The sequence below is a fragment of the Paenibacillus sp. cl141a genome, assembly GCF_900109305.1.
Lineage (GTDB): Bacteria > Bacillota > Bacilli > Paenibacillales > Paenibacillaceae > Paenibacillus_AQ > Paenibacillus_AQ lautus_A.
On record NZ_FNZO01000001.1, the window covers coordinates 346,783 to 363,972 of the forward strand.

Annotated in this window: 16 protein-coding genes; all 16 read left to right on the forward strand. The window is 51.3% G+C overall.

Annotation, left to right across the window (positions count from 1 at the left end):
• The first annotated feature begins 26 nt into the window (after window positions 1-26).
• The 16 genes from BMX45_RS01665 to nusA all read left to right on the forward strand — a co-directional run bounded on the left by BMX45_RS01665 (window position 27) and on the right by nusA (window position 17,165).
• Entirely contained in the window at window positions 27-338 is a 312-nt protein-coding gene (locus BMX45_RS01665) for a hypothetical protein (protein ID WP_090908214.1), read from the forward strand.
• Between the two features lie 31 nt (window positions 339-369).
• A complete protein-coding gene (locus BMX45_RS01670) occupies window positions 370-909 on the forward strand; it encodes a DUF6115 domain-containing protein (protein ID WP_090908215.1) in 540 nt (179 codons plus the stop codon).
• Window positions 906-1,520 (forward strand): MltG/YceG/YrrL family protein, encoded by a 615-nt coding sequence (locus BMX45_RS01675; protein WP_090908216.1) that lies wholly within the window; start codon window positions 906-908, stop codon window positions 1,518-1,520. Before BMX45_RS01670 ends, BMX45_RS01675 begins: the two co-directional genes overlap by 4 nt.
• 237 nt (window positions 1,521-1,757) lie before the next feature.
• Window positions 1,758-2,456, forward strand: a complete 699-nt coding sequence (gene rpsB, locus BMX45_RS01680; protein ID WP_009594753.1) for a 30S ribosomal protein S2 — start codon at window positions 1,758-1,760, stop codon at window positions 2,454-2,456.
• Window positions 2,457-2,692: 236 nt separating this feature from the next.
• Window positions 2,693-3,343: a translation elongation factor Ts gene (gene tsf, locus BMX45_RS01685; protein ID WP_090908217.1), complete on the forward strand. Its 651-nt coding sequence runs from the start codon at window positions 2,693-2,695 to the stop codon at window positions 3,341-3,343.
• Between the two features lie 297 nt (window positions 3,344-3,640).
• Window positions 3,641-4,369 carry a UMP kinase gene (gene pyrH, locus BMX45_RS01690; RefSeq protein WP_006211297.1) on the forward strand — a complete coding sequence of 243 codons (729 nt, stop codon included), beginning with the start codon at window positions 3,641-3,643 and terminating at the stop codon, window positions 4,367-4,369.
• The gene (frr, locus tag BMX45_RS01695) at window positions 4,369-4,923 is read left to right on the forward strand and encodes a ribosome recycling factor (protein ID WP_009594750.1); all 555 of its coding nucleotides are present in this window, start codon (window positions 4,369-4,371) and stop codon (window positions 4,921-4,923) included. The genes pyrH and frr overlap by 1 nt, the downstream gene beginning before the upstream one ends.
• 73 nt (window positions 4,924-4,996) lie before the next feature.
• Window positions 4,997-5,764: an isoprenyl transferase gene (locus BMX45_RS01700; protein ID WP_009594721.1), complete on the forward strand. Its 768-nt coding sequence runs from the start codon at window positions 4,997-4,999 to the stop codon at window positions 5,762-5,764.
• 20 nt (window positions 5,765-5,784) lie between these two features.
• Complete coding sequence (locus BMX45_RS01705; RefSeq protein ID WP_090908218.1) at window positions 5,785-6,585, forward strand: phosphatidate cytidylyltransferase; 801 nt, start codon at window positions 5,785-5,787, stop codon at window positions 6,583-6,585.
• 17 nt (window positions 6,586-6,602) lie between these two features.
• Window positions 6,603-7,742: a 1-deoxy-D-xylulose-5-phosphate reductoisomerase gene (locus BMX45_RS01710; RefSeq protein WP_090908219.1), complete on the forward strand. Its 1,140-nt coding sequence runs from the start codon at window positions 6,603-6,605 to the stop codon at window positions 7,740-7,742.
• A 131-nt stretch (window positions 7,743-7,873) separates the two neighbouring features.
• The gene (rseP, locus tag BMX45_RS01715; RefSeq protein ID WP_090908220.1) at window positions 7,874-9,148 is read left to right on the forward strand and encodes an RIP metalloprotease RseP; all 1,275 of its coding nucleotides are present in this window, start codon (window positions 7,874-7,876) and stop codon (window positions 9,146-9,148) included.
• A gap of 222 nt (window positions 9,149-9,370) precedes the next feature.
• Window positions 9,371-10,828: a proline--tRNA ligase gene (gene proS, locus BMX45_RS01720; protein ID WP_090908221.1), complete on the forward strand. Its 1,458-nt coding sequence runs from the start codon at window positions 9,371-9,373 to the stop codon at window positions 10,826-10,828.
• Between the two features lie 29 nt (window positions 10,829-10,857).
• Window positions 10,858-11,001 carry a hypothetical protein gene (locus BMX45_RS31180; RefSeq protein ID WP_175495018.1) on the forward strand — a complete coding sequence of 48 codons (144 nt, stop codon included), beginning with the start codon at window positions 10,858-10,860 and terminating at the stop codon, window positions 10,999-11,001.
• 76 nt (window positions 11,002-11,077) lie between these two features.
• Entirely contained in the window at window positions 11,078-15,394 is a 4,317-nt protein-coding gene (locus BMX45_RS01725; RefSeq protein WP_090908222.1) for a PolC-type DNA polymerase III, read from the forward strand.
• 179 nt (window positions 15,395-15,573) lie between these two features.
• Window positions 15,574-16,035: a ribosome maturation factor RimP gene (rimP, locus tag BMX45_RS01730; protein WP_090908223.1), complete on the forward strand. Its 462-nt coding sequence runs from the start codon at window positions 15,574-15,576 to the stop codon at window positions 16,033-16,035.
• A gap of 32 nt (window positions 16,036-16,067) precedes the next feature.
• Window positions 16,068-17,165 carry a transcription termination factor NusA gene (gene nusA / locus BMX45_RS01735; protein ID WP_009594773.1) on the forward strand — a complete coding sequence of 366 codons (1,098 nt, stop codon included), beginning with the start codon at window positions 16,068-16,070 and terminating at the stop codon, window positions 17,163-17,165.
• The last annotated feature ends 25 nt before the right edge of the window (window positions 17,166-17,190 follow it).

Consider the following 17,190-nt stretch of genomic DNA (forward strand, 5'->3'; position numbering starts at 1 on the left):
GATCCCTATACCATGAGGTGATTCCATTGAGTTTAAAATCGGTTGAGATGCAAATTGCGGTCCCGAGAACCAATGAAGCGGGCAAGGTTCATAACGAATTCCAGCAGCGGCCGCAGAACGAACAGATGCTGTTAGCAGGTGAGCAGACCAAGAACAGCCGAGCCGAAGCCCAGCGAAGCACGGAAGTGAGCGAGACGGCCGAAACAGCCGTGCGGGATGACGGAAGCCGCCAGTCCTCAGGCCAGCAGCAAGGGCGGGGGTCTGCAGAATCAGGCGAGACTTTGGAACAGCCGGCGGAGCACCCTTATAAAGGCAAAAATTTCGATGTTTCGCTCTAGATAATTTATAGGCATAAAGGAGTTAAGGTATTTGAAACCGTGGTTATATATCGTGCTGCTAGGCATTGCAGCCGTGCTGTATGCTTTCATGCTGCCGAAACGCCGTGAAGAGACCGTATCCGGCGAGCGGGTTGTAAAGGAAGTCGAGAACACGCTTGAAGGATACATGGCGGAAATCCAGAACGAGAACGAGCAGCTGGTCGAGCTGGTTAGTCAAATGAAGAAAGAACTTGATGCCAAGCAGCAAGCGCATCAGGAGCAGGTCAGCGATTTGCGGCAGCGCATGCTGGCCATGGAGCAGAAAATGACCGAATCGCAAACGCGTCTTCGAACGGCTGAAGAGAAGCTGGCGCAGGCAGCTGCGGCGGCTTCTTTGTCTGCAGGAGCGGCAGCAGCGTCATCGGAGGCGGATCATGCCCCTCCGGTCCATTCCATCAAATCCAGATACGCGGAACTGTTTGATTTATATGAACAAGGCAAATCAATCGATATGATTGCCAAGTCCACGGGACTTCAGCGAGGCGAAGTTCAACTCATTATCCAGTTGGCCAAACAGGAGGAATCCGTGTGATCAAGAACCGAATGTTTATGATGGGCCTCGGGAGTGGTCTTGTGATCGCCGCTGTGCTGCTCCAGCTGATGTGGATCGGTCAAGGCGCAACCGATTCAGAGACAAAGGAGCTAACGAAGGAGCAGTTGGTGGCTGCGGCGGAGGCTTTGAATATGCAGGTCGTCGATGGTACGGACGAGCTGATGACGGCGGAGCAGTGGGAAGAGAAGAGGCTGGGCGAGGGAGACGGCGAGTCCGAAGGTGCCGAACAGGTCGATAAGCCTGAAGCGACGAAGCCTGATGCGCCTGAGAAACCGGAGAGCCCGGAGATGCCTGAAACGGACGCGCAGAAGAAACAGGAAGCTTCTTCCCAGGTAACGAATCCGGCCAAGCCGAAAACACCGGCTAAAGCGGAAGCGACTATTCAAGTAAAGATTCCATCCGGAAACAATCTCAGCGATGTAGCAAACAGCCTTCTGAATGCCGGCGTCATTGACAACAAACAGGCATTCATCAAAAAAGCTACCGAGAATAAAATCAACACCAGAATCCTGAGCGGTACATACTCGTTTACGATCGGCGAGAGCTACAGTTCGATTATCACGAAGATCACAACAAAACCCTCCAACTAGCACTGCGGTTGAGAGTGGTTTTTTCTTTGTTGTAACTCTTCAAGCCCCTGATTGGCCTAAGGTGGTCATGAACACAAAAGACATTGCAACCTGCCCATGGTTATGTTATAGTAATTGACGGTGTTAAAACACACGCCAGAGTGATTCCGTTGAGGGTGCTTCCTGGAATGGGAGTCTTAATGGAAAATGATCTTGGCGGAGGGACACACAAAAACCAAACTTAGGAGGTGCGTGAAGATGGCAGTAATTTCCATGAAACAGCTTTTGGAAGCTGGCGTTCACTTCGGTCACCAGACTCGTCGCTGGAACCCGAAAATGGATAAATTTATCTTCACTGAAAGAAACGGTATCTACATTATCGACCTGCAAAAAACGGTCAAGAAAGTTGAAGAAGCATTCAACTTCGTAAAAAGCGTAGCTGGTGAGAACGGTACAATCCTGTTCGTCGGCACGAAAAAACAAGCTCAAGATTCCGTGAAGGAAGAAGCAGAGCGTTGCGGCATGTTCTACATCAACCAACGTTGGCTCGGCGGAACTCTGACTAACTTCGAAACGATCCAAAAGCGTATCAACCGCTTGAAGCAGCTCGAAACTTGGGAAGAAGACGGCACGTTCCAAGTATTGCCTAAGAAAGAAGTCATCCTTCTCCGCAAAGAGAAAGATCGTCTTGAGAAATTCCTGGGCGGTATCAAGAACATGAAGGGCCTTCCAAGCGCATTGTTCGTTATCGATCCTCGCAAAGAGCGCATCGCTGTTGCGGAAGCTCGCAAATTGGGTATCCCAATCGTTGGTATCGTTGATACGAACTGCGATCCGGATGAAATCGACTATGTAATTCCAGGTAACGATGACGCGATCCGCGCTGTTAAATTGTTGACTGGTAAAATGGCCGATGCCGTTGTTGAAGCTCACCAAGGCGAAGAAACAACAGCTTAATCGGGATTAAACGTATAAACCATGAATTAAATGAAAAGGGTGGTTGGTAGGTGTATAACCTCTCACTGCCCTTTTTTTAAGATGTCAGGCCGGATTGCGCTACGAGCGACAGGCTTCCGGCAGGGCAAGGGAAACAAATACTTAAGCGGTCCGGATTTCATGGAGAGCTCGTCGAAGGACGGCTGCTTCCAGATCCGAACGCCAAACTTGATCATACCAATTTGGAGGGAATACTAATGGCAGTAACAGCTAGTGCGGTAAAAGAACTTCGCGAAAGAACAGGCGCGGGCATGCTCGATTGCAAAAAAGCGCTCGACGAAACAAATGGTGATGTCGAAAAAGCGATCGCGGTGCTTCGCGAGAAAGGCTTGTCCGCAGCGGCTAACAAAGCTGGACGCGTCGCAACAGAAGGCGTTGTCGAGTCTTACATTCACGGTGGCGGACGCATCGGCGTTCTCGTGGAAATCAACTGTGAAACAGACTTCGTAGGCAAAACGGATCAATTTAAAGAATTTGCTCGCGATATCGCAATGCATATTGCTGCTGCAAACCCTAAATACGTTCGTCGTGAAGAAGTACCTAGTGACGAGCTTGAGAAAGAAAAAGAAATTTTGAAAAACCAAGCCCTGAACGAAGGCAAGCCTGAAAAAATCGTTGAGAAAATGGTTGAAGGCCGCATCAACAAATACTATGAAGAGTATTGCTTGCTCGAGCAGCCTTTCATCAAGGATCCTGACAAAACGATCAGCACGCTGCTTAACGAAAAAATCAGCACAATCGGCGAGAACATCTCCATTCGTCGTTTTGCCCGTTTCGAATTGGGCGAAGGCTTGGAGAAAAAACAAGACAACTTCGTTGAAGAAGTTATGGCTCAGGTGAATAAATAAGCCGGATAGGCTAATATAAGTTATAGAAAAGAGTGGAACACACCTGTGTTCCTTCTTTTTTAAGAGATATAAAGGCAAAAGAGAGATAAGATTGTTATAAATTCGGAGTAAAGGCTACCCTTATCTCACAAGAAAGAATGGACTTAGGTCTTGATTAGACGACCAGAAGTTTCTACTTGAGACGGATGTTTTTACCCGATTTTTATAAACCGTCAAGCAGTGCCGGTGTGTCTGTCTGTCGTTTTTCAAACGGGCGTCGTATACTTAAGGCGCCGTCTTAAAGTGGAGGGTTATCATTTGGAACAGCCTGTATATAAACGAGTGATATTGAAAGTCAGTGGGGAATCCCTTTCAGGGCAGAATGGATATGGTATTGATGCTGAGACGATCTCATCGATCGCTGAGCAGGTTCGCGAGGTTGTCGAGCTTGGTGTGGAGGTCGCGATCGTATGCGGCGGCGGCAACATCTGGCGCGGTATCGCCGGCAGCGCGAACGGAATTGACCGTGCGACAGCGGACTATATGGGAATGCTCGCAACGGTGATGAACTCTTTGGCCCTTCAGGATGCTCTGGAGCAGATCGATGTGCCGACCCGGGTGCAAACCTCGATCTCCATGCAGCAAATTGCAGAGCCGTATATTCGCCGCAGAGCCATTCGGCATTTGGAAAAGGGCCGTGTCGTTATTTTTGCGGCAGGAACTGGGAACCCATACTTCTCCACCGACACGACTGCAGCGCTTCGCGCCGCGGAAATCGAAGCAGAAGTGATTCTTATGGCGAAGAACAAGGTGGACGGAGTGTACTCCGCTGATCCATTTAAGGATGAAACTGCCGAGAAGTACGAGCAGCTGACGTATCTAGACGTATTGAACAAAAACCTTGGGGTAATGGACTCTACAGCTTCATCGTTATGTATGGACAACAACATCCCGCTCATCGTCTTCGCTATTACGGAGCAAGGTAATATCAAACGCGTCGTTCTGGGCGAGAAAATCGGAACGATCGTTAAAGGGAGTGTAGACTAATGCCGCAATCGGTGAAAAAGAATGCAGAAGAACGCATGGAAAAAGCGATCTTGTCTTTGAAACGTGACTTGGCAACTCTGCGCGCAGGGCGGGCAGCGCCGGCGCTTCTCGACCGGATCACGGTGGAATACTACGGAGCGCAAACTCCGCTGAATCAGCTGGCTAACATCAGCACGCCGGATTCCAGAACGCTCATGATTCAGCCTTGGGACAAGTCGTCTTTGGCGGATATCGAGAAAGCGATCATGAAATCGGATATCGGATTGACACCGGCGAACGATGGTAATCAAATTCGTCTCGTCGTACCTGCATTGACGGAAGAACGCAGAACCGAACTGGTGAAAATGACGAAGAAATTCGGCGAGGAAGCGAAAGTGGCCATCCGCAACATTCGCCGTGATGCCAACGACGACATCAAAAAATTGGAGAAAACGGATATTTCCGAGGACGAGTCCCGGAGACATCAGGAAGATATCCAAAAAGCGACGGATAAATTTATCGCAGAAGTCGACAAAGTCCTCGTTGCTAAAGAAAAAGAGATTATGGAAGTATAAGAGACTTGTGGCCCCTCCTGTCAATGGTGGGGTTTGTCTCTTTTTTTGCAGAAAGATGCCTGGAGGAAATGGAATGATCAAACGGGTTCGATCGTGGTTGAATCAGGAGGACAGTCAGCAGACGCATCAGCTCTCTCCGGACAACATCCCGCATCATGTTGCCATCATCATGGATGGCAACGGGCGTTGGGCGAAACGGCGCGGCATGCCGCGGATCGTTGGCCATCAGAATGGCATGAAGGCTGTCAAAAGAGCTGCCATAGCCGCCGATGAGTTGGGAATCAAAATATTGACGATGTATGCTTTCTCTACGGAAAACTGGACGCGTCCGAAGGATGAGGTCGATTTTCTTATGAAGCTTCCGCAGGAGTTTCTGGCTATTGAGCTGGAAGAGCTGATCGAGAAAAATGTCCAGGTCCGCATGATGGGGCATCCGGAAGACCTTCCGTCCCATACCGTGTCTGCGATGGAAGAAGCTGTTGCGAAAACTGCCGGCAATGACGGGCTTGTGCTTAACTTTGCGCTCAATTACGGCAGCCGGAAAGAGATCACCGAAAGTGTCAAGGCGCTCGGACGGGAAGTGCGAGACGGAATTCTCCGTCCTGAGGACATTACAGAGGAACTGATTGGCCAGCGGCTCCTCACAGGCGAATTGCCGGATCCGGATTTACTGATCCGCACAAGCGGCGAACTGCGGCTGAGCAATTTTATGTTGTGGCAGCTCGCGTACAGCGAGTTATGGTTTACGGATGCCTATTGGCCGGAGTTCACCAAAGACCATTTGGTGGAGGCCGTAGCCGATTATCAACAAAGAACTAGGCGCTACGGTGGACTGTCGTAGCCGATGGAGGATGGAACGTTTTGAAACAGCGATTGATTACCGGAATTATAGCGGGAGCGGTCTTTTTAGGATTATGTTTCATAGGCGGTCTGTGGTACCATCTTCTTATTCTGGCGATGGCGCTAGTCGGTTACTACGAGTTTGTGCGCATGACCCATACGGCACCGTTCGGGGGAACGGCATGGATCGGGTATGCGGGGGTGCTGCTGCTTGTATTTCCATGGGGTCCGCTTAATCTGAATCTTCCGATTCCATGGGAACATGTGCTTTGGCTCCTGCTGCTCTTATTTTTGCTGGCGACGGTGACCACGAAAAATACGATAGATATCAAGCGGATCTCTTTATTGTTTTTGGCATCGGCCTATATCGGCATCGGATTTTCCTTCATAGCCGAATCCCGGCATGCTCCGGACGGGCATGGCGTATTTTGGACTTTTTTGCTGCTGGCCTCGATCTGGGCAAGCGATGCGGGAGCGTATTTTGTCGGCCGTGCCATGGGGCGCCATAAATTATGGCCTTCCATTAGCCCGAATAAAACGGTGGAGGGAGCGCTTGGCGGTGTGATCATCGCCGCATTCACGTCGCTGCTCTTTTCATTCTTTTCAGATGGAATCCTGACGGCTGGACATGCGGTTCTGATTGGGCTTTCCTGCGCCGTTATCGGCCAGCTCGGCGACTTGGTGCAATCCGCCTATAAACGGGTGTATGACATCAAGGATTCAGGCAAGCTGCTGCCGGGACATGGAGGAATTCTGGATCGATGCGACAGTTGGATCGTCGTATTTCCGTTTGTACATATATTGAGTCTCCTGCCTTACTGATGAAAGGAAAGATGAGCATGAAGAAGATCAGCGTACTCGGCTCCACGGGCTCCATTGGCACGCAAACCTTGGATGTGGTGAGGAAGCACCGGGAACAATTTCAGATTGAAGGCTTGGCTGCAGGGAGCAATAAGGAATTGCTGCTTCAGCAGGTTCAGGAGTTTTCTCCGCGAAAAGTGTCCGTTGCGACGAAAGAGCTTGCTGACAGTTTAAGGCATGATCTTCCTGCCGGAACCGAAGTGTTCCATGGCCATGAAGGCCTGATTGAGATTGCGGCAGCGACAGACGCCGAGCTGGTCGTTACTGCGGTCGTTGGAAGTTTGGGCCTTTCTTCCACGCTTGCGGCCATTAACGAGGGGAAGACGATCGGGCTTGCCAACAAGGAAACATTGGTTACCGCAGGTCACCTGGTTACCGCTCAAGCCGCTTCAAAAGGGGTAAAGCTCTTGCCGATCGACAGCGAGCATTCCGCCATATTCCAATGCTTGAACGGAGAACGGCATGAAGATATCGAACGGATTACGCTGACGGCTTCCGGCGGGTCGTTCCGGGATTACACCCGCGATCAGCTGGTCAACGTTACGGTGGAGGATGCGCTTAAGCATCCAAACTGGTCGATGGGCGCCAAAATCACGATCGATTCCGCGACCATGGTCAATAAAGGGCTTGAGGTCATTGAAGCGCATTGGTTGTACGGCATACCGTACGACAACATTTCCGTGCTTCTCCACCCGGAAAGCATCATCCATTCTTTTGTGGAGTTCCGCGATTCCAGCATTATCGCGCAGCTCGGCAACCCGGACATGCGGGTGCCAATTCAATATGCGCTGACTTATCCCGAGCGGTGGTCTTCGCCTGCACCAAGGCTCTCCTTGGCAGATGCAGGAAAGCTGCATTTCCGGGAAATGGACCTTGAGCGTTTTCCTTGTTTAAGGCTCGCTTATGAATGTGGTAAAATGGGTGGTACAGCGCCAACGGTATTCAATGCGGCCAATGAAATCGCGGTCGCCCGCTTTCTCCGCGGCGAAATCTCTTTTCTGCGAATCGAAGAGATTATCGAGGAAGTTCTGCATAGTCACCATAACGTGCCGGAACCGGCGCTGGAGACGATTGAAGAGAATGATCGGATTGCACGTGAAACAGCTTCCCGACTATAAGTTTTGAAGTGTTTTTGAAATCTCCCTTGAAAAAAAGCGGACAGCTTGTGATTCTCTTGTGGACGACAGGAGAATAATGATAATCTATAGGGACATACTGCGTTCTCAGAGGAAAAGGGGGATGTAAAGAATTGGAAATGGTTCGGGTCGTTTTTTTAACGGTGCTCATGTTTTTTGTGATCGTTACCGTGCACGAATGGGGTCACTATTATTTTGCCCGGCGTGCCGGAATCTTGGTGCGCGAGTTCGCGATTGGATTTGGTCCTAAGCTGTTCTCATATAAACGCCATGAAACGCAGTTCACGCTTCGTCTTCTCCCGTTCGGCGGATATGCCCGCATGGCCGGAGAAGATCCGGAACTTGTCGAGATTCAGCCCGGTCAGACGATTGCGGTTCGAGTGAATGCAGAGAATCAAGTGAAAAAGATTTATCTGGATCAACTCGACAACCGTAAAAATGTCATTCGCGGCGAAGTCCAGTTTATCGACATGGTGGACCGTTTGTCGGTGAGGCTAGATGTGGATGGTGAATTTCAGCAATACGAGATCCATCCGCAAGCATTAACGGTAGCTAAAGGTGTCGAGACGCAGATCGCACCGAGAGACCGCCAGTTCGGCAGCAAGACCGTCGGCCAAAGAGCGCTAGCGATATTTGCCGGTCCTGTCATGAACTTTATTTTGGCCTTCGTGCTGTTTGCCCTTCACATTCAGATGGCCGGTATACCGGTCGAGAATCCAACCTACGTACAGATTGGCGAAATTACGAAAGGCATGCCAGCAGACGAAGCCAATCTGAAAGAGGGCGACATCATCGAGAGCATCAACGGAACGGCGATTGGGGCCGATTATCAGAAGATGATCGAATTGATTGCGGCTTCCAAGGACAAGCCGATGGAATGGACCGTACGTCGCGGAGAGGAGTCTTTCGATTTGACGTTGACGCCTCGGACCATGGAGGGCCAGGAAGGCGGCAAGGTCGGGATCGTCCCTGAGCTTCCTACCCGATCCGCTGGGCTTGGAGAGACGATTACCGGCTCCGGGACGGCGATGGTTGACACCACCAATATTATTTTCCAAGGCTTCAGACAGTTGATTCAGAAGTTTTCCATGGATGATTTAGGCGGTCCTGTGCGCACCTTTGAGGTGACGGGTCAAATCGCCAAACAGGGTATCGAACAGCTAACCTATTGGGCGGCCATTCTAAGCTTGTACCTGGGCATATTCAACCTGCTGCCGATTCCGGCGCTGGATGGAAGCCGGCTCGTATTCTTGGGGATCGAGGCATTACGGGGCAAGCCGGTTGATCCGAACAGGGAAGGCATGGTTCACTTTATCGGGTTTGCGATGCTGTTCCTGTTAATGATCGCCGTCACCTATAACGATATTTTGCGTTTGATCAACGGATAGACCTTAAGGTACGGCTCGGTGCGCCAGCCGCGACGAAAGCCGTACCTTTTTCTATTGTTAGCGGAGTTTCGCGCATAACGATATCCAGCATGGAGTTGCTATAATACAGGGCGGGCTTTACAGCCGCGGCCCGTTCACACATATCGCCAATAACGTCCAGTCAAGCCGCCTGAATGAACGGCTTAGACCATTCGTTTTATTAATGGGAGGAACACGATTTATATGTCTAAGGAATCGAAGGATAAACAATTCGTGACGGAGATCACGCCGCAAGGAGAAGATTTCTCGCGCTGGTACATCGATGTCATCAAAAAAGCGGACTTGATGGATTATTCCCCGGTCCGGGGCTGCATCGTCTTTAAACCGGACGGTTATGAAATTTGGGAGCATATCCAAGCGGAGCTGGATCGGCGCTTTAAGGCAACGGGACATCGGAACGCTTATTTCCCGTTGTTCATTCCGGAGAGCTTTTTCCAGAAAGAGAAGGAGCATGTGGAAGGTTTCAATCCTGAGCTGCCATGGGTGACCGAAGCGGCGGGCGAGAAGCTTGAAGAGCGTCTGGCCATTCGTCCGACTTCCGAAACGATGTTCGGGCACATGTACTCGAAATGGATTCAATCCTATCGTGATCTTCCTGTGCTGATCAATCAGTGGGCCAACGTGGTGCGCTGGGAGAAACGCACGCTGCCTTTCCTCCGCACCAGCGAGTTTTTATGGCAAGAGGGTCATACCGCTCATGAAACGGAAGCGGAAGCAAGAGGGGAAACCATGCAAATGCTCGATATCTATCAGCAATTCGTCGAGGACTATCTCGCGATTCCGGTGATCAAGGGGCAGAAGACGCCTTCGGAGAAATTCGCGGGTGCCGTGGACACGTTCTCCATCGAAGCGATGATGAAAGACGGTCGGGCTGTACAAGCAGGCACATCACACTACATGGGGACCAACTTCTCGCAAGCCTTCGACATTCAATATTTGAACCGTGAAAATACGCTGGAATACGCACATACGACTTCCTGGGGCGTCAGCACGCGTCTTATCGGTTCCTTGATCATGGTCCATGGGGACGACCGCGGATTGGTGCTTCCTCCAAAAGTTGCGCCGACTCAAGTGATCATGATTCCAATCGGGCCTCCGAAGACGAGAGACGCCATCGTGGGCCGTACGGACGAGCTGTTCCGTGAACTGAAATCGGCCGGGATCCGCGTACGGGTGGACGACAATCCGGATGTGCGTCCAGGCTGGAAATTCAATGAGTACGAAATGCGCGGCGTTCCGGTTCGTCTGGAGATCGGGCCTCGTGATATGGAGAATGGCGTCTGCGTGCTCGTTTCCCGCATTACGGGCGAGAAGAAGGTTGTGGAGCAGGCCAACCTGATTCAGGAAGTGCAGAGCATGTTGGAACAGGTGCATCAGGAAATGTTCGATCGTGCGAAGCAGTTCCGCGAGGATCATTTCTATTCGGTGGAGACGCTGGACGAAATGAAGGACAGCATGGAGGACAAGCGCGGGTTTACCTTGGCAGGATGGTGCGGTTCGGAAGCTTGCGAAGACACCGTGAAGCAAGAAACCGGTGCGACGAGCAGAAACATTCCGTTTGAACCGGCCGAGAACAAAACCAAGTGCCTCGTATGCGGCGAGGATGCGAAACATACGGTGCTGTTCGCGAGAGCGTACTAGGAATTCGATATTATGACTTTCCGGCTTGCATGACGAAGGCAATTTTTCGTCCGCACCGGGGATTCATCATCTGGAGTAAGCTTCCGGATGGCAGTATGACGGACGCTCTCTTTCTCGGGGCAGGACGATGGAGTGCTGCCGGCGGAAGCTTTATTCTGTTTTTTATCCACTAAACGCGGTCTGTCTTCCGTGGACGTACGTCGATAGAAGTTTTTCTTACAGCTTTATGTTATGCAGGGGGAGGGAACCATGGGCACGACTGAAGATAAAAGGAAGCGATTTGAACTGCTGATCAAGCAGGGAGAAGTTCCGGCCAATCTGGTGGAACCCTATTTTTTAGACGGTGTGATTGAACAAGTAGAGACCAGCAGGAACAGCAAGGACTGGAGGATAACCGTTCAGAAGGAGACCTTGGTCCCGGCTGAAGTTTATCGCACATTTTGCCTGAGGATTCAGGAGAAGATGGGACATATCGCAAAGATCAAATTTGTGTTCCGGTATGGAAGCGGCGTTCCGGAGGCCGATATCGTGCAGGAGTATTGGGGCCTGTTTCTGGAGTGGGCACATCGGGAGATTCCATCGGTCAATGGCTGGATGACAAGGGCGAAACACGAGGTGGAAGACGGGCAGGTCCTTCTCTCCATGTCGGATGGCATGTCGCTTGAACTTGCCCGCAAGAAACAGATCGATGCCGCCATTACCCGCTTCTTCGGGCAGTACTTCGATCTGACACTGCGCGTCAAGATGCAGGTCGGCGATAACGGCCAGGCCGCTTACGAGGAGTTCGAGCAGAGAAAGCGCGAGGAAGAGCGCGAGGTTATCGAACAGATCATGAGCAGCATGGAAGCGGAGCTGGATGCCGAGGACGAGGAAGAAGGCGACGTTCGGCTGCAGGTCGGATATGATATCAAGGATCAGCCGGTTTCGATCCAGGAGATCCAGGACGAAGAGAAGAAAATTACGATCCAAGGTACCATTTTCGGGTTGGACCGCAAGGAGCTCCGAAACGGCAGCACGCTGTTTACCTTCAACTTAACCGATTTCAGCGATTCCTTGCAGATGAAGATGTTTGGCAAAACGAAGGATGACTTGAAGGTCCTGAGCCTTCTTGAGAACGGCAAATGGGTGAAGGCACGCGGACGCGTGGAATATGACCGGTTTATGCAGGTGCCGGAGCTGGTCATGATCCCGTCCGACCTCAATGAAGTCAAGGCGCCCCCTTCCCGCAAGGATAACGCCGCCGAGAAGCGGGTGGAATTCCATCTCCATACGACCATGAGCACGATGGACGCGGTCACGCCGATCGACCGGTACATCAAAACCGCGGCCGCCTGGGGACATAAAGCGATTGCCGTAAGTGATCACGGCGGCGTGCAGTGTTATCCTGACGCAGCCAAGAACGCCAAGAAACACGGAATCAAAATGATGTACGGCATCGAGGCCAATGTCGTGAATGATGCCGTCAACATCGTGGAACAGGCACAGCCGATTGAACTCAGCAGTGCCACTTATGTGGTATTCGATATTGAAACCACAGGTCTGTCCATTACCGCAAACAAAATCATCGAGCTTGCTGCCGTGAAGATGAACGATGGCAAGGAGATTGATCGATACGCAACCTTCGTTAACCCGCATGAGCGAATTCCATATCATATCCAGCAATTGACCAATATCAATGACGATATGGTTAAGGATGCTCCTGAATTGGAGCCGGTATTGAAAGAGTTTGTTGAATTCGTTGGGGATGCCGTACTTGTGGCTCATAACGCGCGGTTTGACATGGGGTTCATTCAGGCAGCACTCAAGAATGCAGGCATGGACACGCTGGAGAATCCGTATTTGGATACGCTGGAGCTGGCCCGACTGGTGCATCCGGGACTTAAGAATCACCGCCTTAACACATTGGCGGATAAGTACAAGGTGCTGCTGGAAAGCCATCACCGCGCGATCGACGATACGATTGCGCTAGCGGGAATCCTGAACGGGCTCCTCAGCGACGTAGACAAAACCAAAGGCGTGAAGATGCTGGACCGTCTTAATGATTACGTGGGCATGGACCTGTCCAATACCCGTCCGTTCCATTGCGGGATTTACGCTTTGAACATGACGGGCAAGAAGAATCTGTACAAATTGGTCTCCATGTCGCATACCGAATATTTCAAGCGGGTGCCCTGCATCCCGAAATCCAAGCTCCAAGAGATGCGGGACGGGCTGCTGGTGCTGTCCGGCTGCGAAAAAGGGGAGTTCTTCGAAACGGTGCTGAACAAGACGGAGGAGGAAGCCGAAGAGATTGCAGGCTTTTACGACGTTCTGGAAATCCAGCCGTTGACGATGTATATGCATTTGGTGGACAAAGGCCTGGTAGGCAGCCCCGAAGAGATCAAAACCGCGATTTCCAAAGTCGTGCGCATCGGCGAGAAGCTGAACAAGCCGGTCATCGCTACAGGGAATGTGCACTATCTGGAACCGCGGGACAAGCTGTTCCGGGACATCACCATCCATGGCATTACCGGCTTCAGCCCGCTCAAAGATATGCGCAAGCCGGACGCGCATTTTCGGACTACGGAAGAGATGCTGCAAGAGTTCGAGTTTTTAGGTCAGGACAAATGCTATGAAGTCGTGGTGACGAACACAAGCGAATTGGCCGACCGTTTTGAAGATTTGGAGCTGTTCCCGGATAAGCTGTTTACGCCGATCCTGGAGGGGGCCGACGAAGAAATCCGCAACACCTGCTACGACACGGCCAAGTCGATCTATGGGGAGAACCTGCCCGAGGTCGTTGTGGCCCGGTTGGAGAAAGAGCTGGAGCCGATTATTAGATACGGCTTCTCCGCGAACTATCTGATTTCCGAGAAGCTGGTGAAGAAATCGAACCGGGACGGCTATTTGGTTGGTTCCCGGGGTTCCGTTGGCTCCTCTGTCGTTGCGACGTTCCTCGGTATATCCGAGGTTAACCCGCTGCCAGCGCATTACATTTGCTTGAACAGCGACTGCAAGCACAGCGAATGGTTCCTGGACGGCAGCGTGCCGAGCGGATTCGACTTGCCGGACAAGGCTTGTCCGGAATGCGGAAACATGATGAAGGGCGAGGGACAGGATATCCCGTTCGAAACCTTCCTGGGCTTCAAAGGGGATAAGGTTCCCGATATCGATTTGAACTTCTCCGGCGAATATCAACCGCATGCCCATAATTTCACCAAGGAGATGTTCGGCGAGAAGAACGTATTCCGTGCCGGCACCATTGGCACCGTGGCGGAGAAGACGGCGTTCGGCTTTGCCAAGAAATACGAGGAGCACAACAACAAGCGCTGGCGGGGCGCGGAATTAAACCGGCTGGCGTCAGGCTGTACCGGCGTCAAGCGCAGCACGGGCCAGCATCCCGGCGGTATTGTCGTTGTGCCGGACTACATCGAGGTTGAAGAGATAACGCCTGTGCAGTACCCTGCCGATGATGTCAACGCGGAGTGGAAAACGACGCATTTCGATTATCATGCCTTTGAAGCGAATCTGCTCAAGCTGGATATTCTCGGACACGATGATCCGACGATGATGAGAATGCTCCAGGATTTGACCGGGGTGGACCCAACAACCATCCCGATGAATGATCCGAAAGTAATGAGCATGTTCAACTCAACGGAAGCGCTGGGCGTGAAGCCGGAGCAAATACGCTCGCCGGTGGCCACCTTCGGCGTGCCGGAGATGGGGACCAAATTCGTACGTCAGATGCTGGTGGAGTCACAGCCGTCGAGTTTTGCTGACCTTTTGCAAATCTCGGGACTTTCACACGGAACCGGCGTATGGCTCGGCAACGCTCAAGAGCTCATCAAGAATGGAACCTGCAACATCAAAACCGTTATTGGTTGCCGCGATGACATCATGCTGTTCCTGATTTACAAGGCCGGCATGGACGCGAGCCTCGCATTTAAGATTACGGAAAGCGTGCGTAAAGGCCGAGGGTTGTCCCAGGAATGGATCGACGAGATGAAGAAATGCAAAGTGCCGCAGTGGTACATTGATTCCTGTCTCAAAATCCAGTACATGTTCCCGAAAGCCCACGCCGCCGCATATGTTATTTCAGCGGTGCGCACGGCTTACTTCAAGCTGTATTATCCGATTGAATACTACGCAACCTACTTCTCGGTACGCGCCGAGGATTTTGATATCGAATTATGCTGTCAGGGTTATGAGGCGATCTATCGCCGGATTGAAGAGATCGAGCAGCTCGGCTTCGGAGCGAGCCCGAAGGAAAAAGGCATGCTGCCGATTCTGGAGATGGCGCTGGAAATGACGGCAAGGGGCTTCTCATTCAAGAACATCGATTTGTATCAATCCGACGCCTTGAGATTCAAGGTGGATGGCGACTCGCTCATTCCGCCGTTCTCTGCGCTTGCGGGAATCGGCGATAACGCCGCCCGCAACATTGCCGCCGCGCGTGAATTCGGAGAATTCCTCTCCATCGAGGACTTTCAGCAAAAATCGAAGGCAAGCAAAACCGCCGTGGAGCTGTTGACCCAAATGGGATGCTTCCGCGGTCTGCCGGAGAGCAACCAGTTGTCATTGTTCTGATTCTTGTCATTCTTTCATGGCCGTGACGCCTTGACAGTCAAGGAGTCATACTTGTCACTATTACCAGACTATGTTATAATTTTTTTGGTAATCATGGAGATAAAACCGTTGTGTAAAGAGTGGGGCAACCCACTCTTTACTCTTTGGTATATAGGAAATCAACTTGGAGGTTATGTTCTTTGAGCACATCAAAGATTAAAACGACTGTGGAAGAAATGGTGCAGCCGTATTTGGACGAACACGGCTTTGAACTGGTAGATGTGGAATACGTTAAGGAAGGAAGCAACTGGTTCTTGCGCGTGTTTGTTGATAAAGACGGCGGCATTGACATCGACGATTGCGGTTTAATCAGTGAATACCTGAGCCAGAAGCTGGACGAGAACGATCCGATTCCGACGGCTTATTTTCTTGAAGTCTCTTCACCTGGCGCGGAACGTCCCCTGAAGAAAAAAGAGGATGTTGCGAAGTCAGTCGGCAAGAACGTGTTTGTTACGGTATACGAGCCGATTAACGGGTTGAAGGAGTTCGAAGGCAAGCTGGAAACCTTTGATAACGAGGAGCTTGTCATTCAGACGGCGAAGAAGCAGCACGTGATTCCATATGCAAAAGTAGCCAGTGCCAGATTGGCCATCATTTTTTAAACGGAAGTTTTGAAAGGGGGAACCGATTTTCAATGAGTATGGATTTTATTGAAGCGATGAATGAGTTGGAAAGAGAGAAGGGCATCAGCAAGGATGTGCTGTTTGAAGCCATTGAAGCGGCACTGATCTCAAGTTACAAACGCAATTTCAACACGGCGCAAAATGTACGGGTAGACATGAATCGCAACACGGGTGTTATCAAGGTGTTCGCACGGAAGCTGATCGTGGACGAGGTTCTGGATCCGCGGACTGAAATTTCGCTGCATGCCGCACGCGAGATCAATCCGCATTTTCAGATCGAAGATATAGCGGAAATCGAGGTTACGCCGCGTGATTTCGGACGGATCGCAGCTCAAACGGCAAAGCAGGTTGTTACCCAGCGCATTAGAGAAGCCGAACGCGGCCTGATCTACAGCGCTTTTATTGACAAGGAAGACGATATCGTTACGGGGACGCTGCAGCGTCAGGATTTGCGCAACATCTATATCGACCTTGGCAAGATCGAAGCGGCGCTTCCGCTTACCGAGCTTATGCCTAACGAGAAGTTCAAGCACGGCGACCGGATCAAAGCGTACATTACGAAGGTTGAGAACACAACCAAAGGGCCGCAGATTATGCTGTCCCGTACGCATCCGGGCCTTTTGAAGCGGCTGTTCGAGCTGGAAGTGCCGGAAATTTTCGACGGCGTCGTGGAAATTCGCTCGGTTGCTCGCGAAGCAGGATTCCGCTCCAAAATTGCGGTGTATTCCCGCAACGATGAAGTCGATCCGGTCGGCTCTTGCGTAGGGCCTAAGGGATTGCGCGTACAAACGATCGTCAATGAGCTTCGCGGCGAAAAAATCGACATCGTGCGTTATTCCGACCAGGTCGAAGAATACGTGGCCAATGCGCTGAGCCCATCCAAAGTGCTTGAAGTTCAAGTGTTTGAAGATGAGAAGATGGCGCGCGTAATCGTTCCGGATTACCAACTCTCGCTGGCGATAGGGATCAAAGGCCAGAATGCTCGTCTCGCGGCGAAGCTGACCGGCTGGAAGATTGATATTAAGAGCGAAAGTCAGGCGGAGCAGGAATTTGGCAGACCGAAGTCCCAATCAGGTGAAATGCACCAGGATTCCGTCTCTGTCGATTAATTCCAAATGACGGGGGGTTGTCGTC